Consider the following 10,538-nt stretch of genomic DNA (forward strand, 5'->3'; position numbering starts at 1 on the left):
GGGGATGCCCCGGGTGTGGAGGGTGGCGAGGGAGGTGGCGAGCCGGGTGGGGGTGTCGTCGCCCCGGCGCAGGGTGCCGGTGGTGACGGCCGGGGTGTCGGCGTGGGTGTCGAGGAGGTCCTGGACAGCGGTGGTCAGGACGGGGTGCGCACTTACCTCGACGAAGACGCGGAAGTCGTCCGCGATGAGGCCCCGGAGGGATTCCGCGAAGCGGACCTGATGGCGGAGGTTGTTGTACCAGTAGGCGCCGGTGAGGGGGGTGCTCTCGTCGAGCCAGGTCGCCTTGTACGTGGAGTACATGGGGATCTTGGGTGCTTCGGGCTTCAACCCGTTTAGCAGGTCGGCGAGTTCGGCCTCGATGCGTTCGACGTGCGCGGTGTGGGACGCGTAGTCGACGGGGACCCTGCGGGCCCGGATGCCGGCTTCCTCGGCGGTTTCGTACAGGTCGTCGAGGGCGTCGGCGTCTCCGGCGACGATCGTGGAGGAGGGTCCGTTGACGGCGGCGATCTCGATACGGCCGTCGTATTCGGCGATCCGGTCCTGGGCCTCCGCCAGCGGGATGGGCAGCGACATCATGCCGCCGAGCCCGGCGAGGTGGCGGCCGATGGCCTGGGAGCGGAGGGTGACGACGCGGGCGGCGTCGTCGAGGGAGAGCGCGCCCGCGATGTGGGCGGCGGCGATCTCGCCCTGGGAGTGGCCGATGACGGCGTCGGGCTGGATGCCGTGGTGCTGCCAGAGCCGGGCCAACGACACCATGACAGCGAAGGAGGCGGGCTGGACGACGTCGACGCGGTCGAAGCCGGGGGCGCCTTCGGCCTGTCGTAGGACGTCCAGGAGTGACCAGTCGACGTAGGGGGTCAGTGCGTTGGCGCATTCGTTCATTGCCTGGGCGAACATGGGCTCGGTGTTGAGGAGTTGGGCTCCCATGCCGGCCCATTGGTGGCCCTGGCCGGGGAACACGAACGCCGTCTTGCCGATCACGTCCGCCGTGCCCGTCACCAGCTGTGAGGCCGGCTGTCCCGTCGCCAGGGCCTTGAGGCCGGCCGAGTAGCCCTCGGGCGAGTCGGCGACGACCGCGGCCCGTTCGATGAAGTCCGGACGGGAGGTGAGGAGCGCGTGGCCGACCTGGGCGGCGTCGAGGGTGGTGTGCCCGAGCAGTCGCTCGGCCTGGGCCCGTAGCGCTCCCGGTGTCTTGGCGGAGACGAGCCAGGGGATCACGGCGGGGGCCGGTGAATCGGCCGGGGATTCCTGCTCCGGGGCCTGCTCCAGGATCACGTGGGCGTTGGTGCCGCTGACGCCGAAGGAGGAGACGGCGGCGCGGCGGGGGCGGGTCAGTTCGGGCCAGTCGCGGGACTCGGTGAGGAGTTCCACCGCGCCGGAGTCCCAGTCGACCTTGGTGGACGGACGGTCGACGTGGAGCGTCTTGGGCAGGACGCCGTGGCGGATCGCCTGGACCATCTTGATGATGCCGGCGACTCCGGCGGCGGACTGGGCGTGGCCGATGTTGGACTTCAACGAGCCGAGCCACAGCGGCTGTTCGGTGGATCGGTCCTTGCCGTAGGTGGCGAGGAGGGCCTGTGCCTCGATCGGGTCGCCGAGTGTCGTCCCCGTGCCGTGGCCCTCGACGGCGTCGACATCCACGGAGGCGAGACCCGCGTTGGCGAGGGCGGCGCGGATGACGCGCTGCTGGGAGGGGCCGTTGGGGGCGGTGAGGCCGTTGGAGGCGCCGTCCTGGTTGATGGCCGAGCCCCGTACGACCGCCAGGACCGGGTGGCCCAGGCGCTCCGCGTCCGAGAGCCGCTCGACCAGGATCGTGGCCACGCCCTCCGCCCAGCCGGTGCCGTCGGCCGCGTCGGCGTAGGCCTTGCAGCGGCCGTCGGTGGCGAGGGCGCGCTGGCGGGAGAACTCGACGAAGACACCCGGGGTCGCCATGATCGCGGCGCCGCCCGCGAGAGCCATGTCGATCTCGCCGCCGCGCAGGGCCTGCATGGCCAGGTGCAGGGCGACCAGGGAGGAGGAGCACGCCGTGTCGAGGGTGACGGCGGGGCCCTCCAGGCCCAGGGTGTAGGAGATGCGGCCGGAGGCGACCGCCCCCGCGGTGCCGGTGCTGAGATAGCCCTCGACCTCGGGCGGGGCGTTCTCCATGTCGGGGGCGTAGTCGTGGTACATCACGCCCGTGTACACGCCGACCCGCCGGCCCCTCAGCCGCGTGGGGTCGATACCGGCGCGTTCGAAGGACTCCCAGGAGGTCTCCAGGAGGAGACGCTGCTGCGGGTTCATCGACAGGGCCTCGCGCTGGTTGATGCCGAAGAACGCGGCGTCGAACTCGCCCGCCCCGTGCAGGAATCCGCCCTCACGAGTGGCGGAGGTGCCGCCGCGTTCGGGGTCGGCGTCGAAGAGGCGCTCCAGGTCCCAGCCGCGGTCCTCGGGGAAGCCGGAGACCGCGTCGCGGCCCTCGGCGACCAGCCGCCACAGCTCCTCCGGGGTGGTCACCCCGCCGGGCAGCCGGCAGGCCATGCCCACGATCGCGATCGGCTCGGACCGGGCGGCCTCGATCTCGCCGAGCCGCTCCTTGGTCTGCTTCAGGTCGACCAGTGCGCGCTTGAGGTAGTCGCGCAGCTTCTGTTCACCGGCCGAACCGGCGGTGTTTGTAACGTCGTTGGACATGCTGGGTCTGCCCCTTCAAGGCGTCGTCATGAAATGGACCGGTGTGGCGGTGTCGTCAGGACAGACCCAGTTCGCCGTCCATGAGCTGGAAGATCTCCTCGTCGGTGGCGGCGTCGAGGTCGAGGGAGCCGCCGGTCCCGGTGACGAGCGTGGCCGTCGCGGCGGGTGCCGCGCCGAGCCGTGCCGCCAGGTCGAGCAGCCGGGCCCCGACCAGGGCGCGCGCGCTTTCGTCGGCCGTGCTCAGGGTGGCCAACGCCTGCTCCAGCGAGTCGAGTTCGACGGTCGCCGCCTCGCTCGTGACCGCCTCACCGGTGATGCCGAGCTCCTCGACGAGACGCTCCGCCAGTTCGGTGGGGGTCGGGTGGTCGAAGATCAGCGTCGCCGGGAGGCGGACGCCGGTCGCGGTGGCCAGGCGGTTGCGCAGTTCCACCGCGGCGAGGGAGTCGAAGCCGGCGTCCTTGAAGGCGGCCTCGGCGCCGATCGCCCGGGCGGTGCCGTGGCCCAGCACGGCGGCGGCCTGGGTGCGCACCAATTCGACGACGCTGCCGAGCCGTTCGGCGGGGGCCAGGGCGGCCAGCCGGTCGGCGAAGGACTCCTCGACGGTCGCGGCGGCGGCCCGTGCGGCCTTGCGCGGTATCCGCACCAGCGCCCTGAGGACGGCCGGCACCTCGCCGTCCGAGTCGGCTCGGCCGCGCAGTCCCGCCAGGTCCATGCGGGCCGTGACCAGCGCGGCCTCGTCGGAGCGCAGGCCCGCGTCGAGCAGGGTGAGGGCGAGCGCGGTGGGCATGGGGGCGATCCCGGTGCGGCGGCCGCGTTCCAGGTCGGCCGTGCCGAGCTCGCCGGTCATGCCGCTGGCCTCCTCCCACAGGCCCCAGGCCAGGGAGACGGCCGGGGTGCCCTCGGCGCGGAAGCGGTGGGCCAGCGCGTCGAGGGCGGTGTTGGCCGCCGCGTAGTTGGCCTGTCCGGGGTTGCCGAGGGTGCCGGCGGCGGACGAGAACAGCACGAACGCGGACAAATTCTGATGCTTCGTCAGTTCGTGCAGGGTGTGCGCCGCGTCCGTCTTCGGGGCGAGCACGGTGGCGAGGTGCTCGGGGGTCTGGGCGGTGATCACCCCGTCCCTGATGACCCCGGCGGTGTGGATCACTGCCGTCAGCGGGTGCTCGGGGTCGATCCGGTCCAGTACGGCGGCGAGCTGGTCCGGGTCGGCCACGTCGGCCGCCGCGAGGGTGACCCGGGCGCCGAGCCCGGTGAGCTCCTCGACGAGGGCGTCCGCTCCCGGCGCGGCCGGGCCACGGCGGCTGACCAGCAGCAGATGCCGCAGGCCGTGCTCGGTGACCAGGTGCCGGGCGACCAGGGCGCCCAGGGTGCCGGTGCCGCCGGTGACCAGGGCGGTGCCGTCGGCGTCGAGCGGGGCCGGTCCGTCCGGCACCTCGGTGCGGACCAGCCGGGGTACGGCGATCGTGCCGTCGGCCAGGGCGAGTTGAGGTTCGCCGGTGGCCAGGGCGGCGCCCAGCAGGGGGCGGCTGACGTCGTCGCAGGAGACCAGGACCAGCCGGTCCGGGTGCTCGTTCTGCGCGGTGCGCACCAGACCCCACACCGCCGCGTGGGCGGGCTCCCGTACGGCGTCCCGGGTGAGGACGACCAGCCGGCTCTCCTCGGGGGCGTCGCTCAGATGGACCTGGACGGCGGACAGGACCTCCGCCGTGAGGGCGGGCACGTCCGCGTCGGCGCGGCAGGAGAGGTCGAGGACCGGCCAGTCGGCGCCCTCCGGCTCCTCCGGCGTCCGGATCCGCTGCCACTCCATCCGGAACAGCGCGTCGCGCAGCAGACCGTCGGCGGACCCCAGCCGGCGGGGATCGACGGCCCGGAAGGACAGCGAACCCACGGTCGCCACCGGTGCGCCCGTCGCGTCGGCGGCGGTCACGGCGACCGCGTCGCCGCCGAGCCGGGTGATCCGCACCCGCAGGGCGGTGGCCCCGGTCGCGTGCAGGGTGACCCCGTTCCACGCGAAGGGCAGCAGCACCCGGCCCGGCTCGGTCTCGGCGACCGCCCCGAAGCTGGTGGCGTGCAGGGCCGCGTCCAGGAGCGCCGGGTGCAGCCCGTAGGCCTCGGCGCCGGGCGCTGCCTCGGCCGGCAGGGCGACCTCGGCGTACGTCTCCTCGCCGCGCCGCCACACCCTGCGCAGGCCCTGGAAAGCGGGGCCGAAGTCGTGTCCGGCGGCGGCCTGACGGTCGTAGAACCCCTCGATGTCGACGCTCTCGGCGCCCTGCGGCGGCCACGCCGTCAGCGGGGTGCCGGTGGCGTTGGCGGGGGAGGGGCCGACGGACCCGGTCGCGTGCCGGACCCAGTCGGCGTCCTCGCCGGTCCGGGAGTGGATGCGCACCGGGCGCCGGCCGCTCTCGCCCTCGGCGGCACCGACCTGGACCCGCACCTCGACACCGCCGCGTCCGGGCAGCACCATCGGCGCCTCCAGAACCAGTTCCTCCAGGTGGTCGGCGCCCGCCCGTTCCCCGGCCCGCGCGGCCAGTTCGACCAGACCGGTCCCCGGCACCAGGACGGTGCCGGACTTGGCGTGGTCGGCGAGCCAGGCGTGCCGGGACGCCGAGGCGGACAGCCTCCCGGTCGCCAGCACCCCGGCTCCGTCCGGGAGTTCGACGACCGCGCCGAGCAGCGGGTGAGCGGCGTCGGCGAGCCCGAGGGCCGTCACGTCCGAGGCACCCGTGCCCATCTCGGCCCAGTAGCGCTCACGCTGGAAGGCGTACGTCGGCAGGTCCACCCGCCGGGCCCGCCCGACCAGGGCGGTCAGACCGTCGGCCGCGCCCCGGACGTACAGTCCCGCGACGGCCGCGAGCAGCGTGGCGGGCTCGGGGCGCTCCCGGCGCAGGCCGGGCAAGAACGCGGCCGGGCCGCCCCCGCCGACGGCGTCCACCGTCTCGCGCGCCATCGCGGTGAGCACGGCGTCCGGGCCGATCTCCAGGAAGTGGGCGGCGCCCCGTCCGCGAACGTGCCGTACCGCGTCCGCGAAGCGCACCGCCTCCCGCACATGGCGGGCCCAGTAGTCGGCGGAGCCCAGCTCGGCCGGGCTCACGTCCGCGCCGGTCAGCGTCGACACGACCGGGATGCGCGGCTCCCGGAAGTCGAGGGTGCCGGCGATCGCCTGGAACTCGTCCAGCATCGGCTCCATGCGCGCCGAGTGGAACGCGTGGCTCACGCGCAGCCGCTTGGTCTTGCGGCCCCGCGCGGCGAGCGCGTCGGCGACCGAGAGGACCGCCTCCTCGGCCCCGGACACCACCACCGACTCGGGCCCGTTCACCGCCGCGATCCCGGCGCTGCCGTCGGCCGGCAGCAGCGGCAGGACGTCCTCCTCGGCGGCCCGTACGGCCACCATCGCCCCGCCCTCCGGCAGGGCCTGCATCAGCCGGCCCCGGGCGGCGACCAGCCGGGCACCGTCGGCCAGCGAGAACACGCCCGCCACGTGCGCCGCGGCCAGCTCGCCGATGGAGTGCCCGGCCACGAAGTCGGGCCGTACGCCCCACGACTCGACCAGGCGGAACAGCGCCACCTGCAGGGCGAACAGCGCGGACTGCGTGTACACCGTCCGGTGCAGCAGGGCGGCCGCCTCGGTGCCGTCCGCGGCGAACACCACCTCGCGCAGCGGCAGCGGCACATGGCCGGACAGCTCCCGGTCCAGCTCCGCGCAGGCCGCGTCGAAGGCCTCCGCGTACACCGGATACGTGGCGTACAACTCGCTTCCCATACGTGCCCGTTGACTGCCCTGCCCGGTGAACAGGAAGGCCGTACGGCCCGTCACGGGAGCACCCGTGACGACCGGACCCGGCGTCTCGGCCGCGGCCAACGCGTCCAGCCCGGCGAGGAGTTCGTCCCGGCCGTCCGCGAGGACGACGGCCCGCTCGTCGAGCGCCGCCCGCGAGACCAGCAGCGAGTGCGCGAGGCCGCCGAGGTCCGCCGACCCGTCCCGCACCCACTCGGCCAGCCGGGCCGCCTGTCCGGCGAGCGCCTCGGGGCTCTTCGCCGAGAGGGCGTACGGCAGCACGCCGGCCGGCTCCGGCACCTCCTCCGACTCCGGCTGGTCCGGGGCCTGTTCGATGACGACGTGCGCGTTGGTGCCGCTGACCCCGAAGGAGGAGACGGCGGCCCGGCGCGGACGGTCGAGCTCCGGCCAGGTACGGGCCTCGGTCAGCAGCTCCACCGCGCCCGACTCCCAGTCGACCTTGCTCGACGGCCGGTCCACGTGCAGCGTCCTCGGCAGCACCCCGTGCCGTATCGCCTCGACGACCTTGATGATGCTGGCCGCTCCGGCCGCACCCTGGGTGTGCCCGATGTTGGACTTCAACGAGCCGAGCCACAAGGGCTGTTCTGCGGGCCGGTCCTTGCCGTAGGTGGCGAGCAGCGCCTGCGCCTCGATCGGGTCGCCCAGCGTCGTGCCGGTGCCGTGCGCCTCGACCAGGTCCACCTCCGCCGCGGCCAGGCCGGCGTCGGCGAGGGCGGCGCGGATGACGCGCTGCTGGGAGGGGCCGTTGGGGGCGGTGAGGCCGTTGGAGGCACCGTCCTGGTTGACCGCGGATCCGCGTACGACGGCCAGCACCGGGTGCCCCAGGCGCCGGGCGTCCGACAGCCGCTCGACCAGCAGCAGGGCCACGCCCTCCGCCCAGCCGGTGCCGTCGGCCGCGTCCGCGAACGCCTTGCAGCGCCCGTCGGCCGACAGCCCGCGCTGCCGCGAGAACTCCACGAACGCGTCCGGCGTCGTCATCACCGCGACCCCGCCGGCCAGCGCCATCGTCGACTCGCCGCCCCGCACCGACTGCGCGGCCAGGTGCAGCGCGACCAGCGAGGACGAGCAGGCGGTGTCGACGGTGAGGGCCGGGCCCTCCAGGCCGAGCGTGTAGGAGATCCGGCCCGAGGCGACACTGCCGGAGGTGCCGGTCAGCCGGTACCCCTCCAGCTCGCCCGCGCCGTGCTGCAACCGCAGGGTGTAGTCACGGTCGTTGACCCCGACGAACACCCCGACCCGCTCGCCGCGCAATGCCGTCGGATCGATCCCGGCCCGCTCGAAGGTCTCCCAGGTCGTCTCCAGCAGCAGCCGCTGCTGGGGGTCCATGGCGAGCGCCTCGCGCGGCGAGATCCCGAAGAACCCGGCGTCGAACCGCGTCGCCGTGTCCAGGAAGGCGCCGTTGCGGGCGTACGACGTCCCCAGGTGCTCGGGGTCCGGGTCGTAGATGCCCTCCAGGTCCCAGCCGCGGTCCTCGGGGAAGCCGCCGATCACGTCGACACCGTCGGCGACGATCCGCCACAGCTCCTCGGGCCCGTCCGCACCGCCCGGGAACCGGCACCCCATCGCGACGATGACGATCGGGTCCTCGTCGGCCCCGGCCGACCCGTCCGCACGGGCCGCGACGGCCTGCTGTACGGTCTCCTCCGCGCCGCCGACCAGGTCCTCCAGCAGCTTGTGGGCCAGGGCGGCCGGTGTCGGGTAGTCGAAGACCAGCGTCGCGGGCAGGGTCAGTCCGGTCCGCTTCGCGATCCGGTTGCGCAGTTCCACGGCCGTCAGCGAGTCGAACCCGGCGTCCTTGAACGCACGCCGCTCGCCCACCGCGTCCGGCGAGTCGTGCCCGAGGACGGCGGCCGCCTCGCCCCGGACCAGTTCGACGAGGGTCTGCTCCCGCTCGGCGGCGGGCAGCGCGGCCAGCCGCTGTCCGAGGGTGCCGCCCCCGGGCGCCGGCTCGTCGCCGCCCCGCGCCGCGGCCCGCCGCTGCGGACGCACCAGCGACCGCAGCAGCAGCGGCACCGGCTCGGTGGCCGAGCGGGCCCGCAGCCCCGCGAGATCGAGCCGCGCGGTCACCAGCGCGGCCTCGCCCGACCCGATCCCGGCGTCCAGCAGGGCCATACCGGTCTCCGCCGAGAGCCCGAGCATCCCGTCCCGCCGGTGCCGGCGCAGCGCGGTCTCGTCCAGGTGCGCGGTCATACCGCTCACGTCGGACCAGTAGCCCCAGGCGAGGGAGACGGCGGGGACGCCTTCGGTGCGCAGCCGGCGGGCGTAGGCGTCGAGGGCTGCGTTGGCGGCGGCGTAGTTGGCCTGTCCGGGGTTGCCGAGGGTGCCGGCGGCGGAGGAGAAGAGCACGAAGGCGGCCAGGTCCTGGTCCTTCGTCACCTCCCGCAGATTGCGGGCGGCGTCGATCTTCGCCCGGAACGCGGTGTCGAGGCGCTCGGCGTTCTGCGCGGTGATGATCCCGTCGTCGAGGACACCGGCGGTGTGGATCACGGCGGTCAGGGGGTGCTCAGGGTCGATCTGCCCGACCACCGCCGCGAGTTGGCCGCGGTCGGCGACGTCCGCCGCGCTGACCGTCACCCGTGCGCCGAGCCGGGTCAGCTCCTTGTGCAGGCTCTCGGCCCCCGGCGATGCGAGCCCGCGCCTGCTGAGCAGCAGGAGGTGTCGTATGCCGTGGTGGGTGACGAGGTGGCGGGCGGTGAGGGCGCCTAGGGTGCCGGTGCCGCCGGTGATGAGAGCGGTGCCGTGGGTGTTGAGGGGGGTTTCGCCGGTGACCTGTGCGCGGATGAGCCGGGGGACGGTGATCTGGTGCTGAGTGAGGGCGAGTTGGGCTTCGCCGGTGGCGAGGGCGGTGTCGAGGAGGTGGTGGCTGTCGGGGTCGGTGTCGACTAGGACGATGCGGTCGGGATGCTCGTTCTGGGCGGTGCGGACGAGCCCGTGGACGGCTGCCTGGGCGGGGTCGTTCTGGGCGTCGGTGGTGAGGACGACGAGACGAGTGTCGTCGGGGGCGGTGGTGAGGTGGGTCTGGACGGCGGTGAGGGCTTCGGCGGTGAGGTCGCGGATGTCGGCGCCGGTGCGGTCGGTGAGGTCGAGGACGGGCCAGTCGTGGTGCGCGGGCGTGTCCTGGGAGGCGCGGACGGGCTGCCACTCCAGACGGAACAGCGAGTCACGCAACTCGTCGCTCTCGCAGCCGAGTTCGGCGGGGTCGACCGCCCGGAACGTCACCTCACGCACACACAGCACCGGTGACCCCGAGGGATCGGAGGCGGCCACCGACACCGTGCCGTCGCCCTGCGGTGTGATCCGTACCCGCAGGACGCGCGCACCGGAGGCGTAGAGCGAGAACCGGCGCCAGGTGTGCGCCAGCAGGACCTTGCCGTCCTGCCGGGGCGGCCCCAGCGGCCCGAACGCGGCCGCCTTCAGGACCGTGTCGAGCAACGTCGGGTGCAGCGCGAAGTCCGCCCCGTCGGGCCCGATCTCCGGCAGCACGGCCTCCGCGTACACCTCGTCACCGTGCCGCCACAGCTTCCGCAGCCCCTCGGGCAGCAGCTCGGCCGCGACCGCGTCGGCACCATGGGGACGCCGTACGGTGAAGTCCCCGACGAAGGCCGGAGGCTGGGCCGAGAAGCGGCCCGTCGCGTGCCGTGTCCACTCCTCGGAGCCGTCGGCGCACGCGTGCACGCTCACCGCACGGCTCCCACTGGAGGCCGGCCCGGACTCCGGCGCCCCGACCTGCACCCGGATCCGCACCGAGCCGGACGCGGGGAGCAGCAGCGGCCGCTCGACCACGAACTCGTCCAGCACGCCCGCACCCACCTGGTCCCCGGCGTGCACGGCCATCTCGACCAGCGCGGCCGCGGGAACGGCCGACTCCTCCTCGTCGGCCGGCAACCACGCGTGCGTCTTGCGCGAGAGCCGCCCGGTCGCCAGCACACCACCGGTACCGGGGAGTTCGGCGACGGCGGCGAGCAGCGGATGTTCGTCGGCGGCCAGTCCCAGCGCCCCGGCGTCGGTGCCGCCCGTCGGGCCCTCCAGCCAGTAGCGCTTGTGCTGGAAGGGGTAGGTGGGGAGGTCGGTGTGGGGC

2 protein-coding genes are annotated in these 10,538 nt (G+C 74.3%); both read right to left on the reverse strand.

Annotated elements, in window-relative coordinates; genetic code table 11:
- Positions 1–2,667, reverse strand: a 2,667-nt coding sequence (locus EHS43_RS26245; protein WP_125193227.1) for a type I polyketide synthase, incomplete at its 3' end; no start/stop codon positions are given.
- Positions 2,668–2,722: 55 nt separating this feature from the next.
- On the reverse strand, positions 2,723–10,538 hold a 7,816-nt coding region (locus tag EHS43_RS26250; RefSeq protein WP_125193228.1), incomplete at its 5' end, for a type I polyketide synthase.

This window comes from Streptomyces sp. RP5T (assembly GCF_003933965.1).
In the GTDB taxonomy this organism is placed as follows: Bacteria; Actinomycetota; Actinomycetes; order Streptomycetales; family Streptomycetaceae; genus Streptomyces.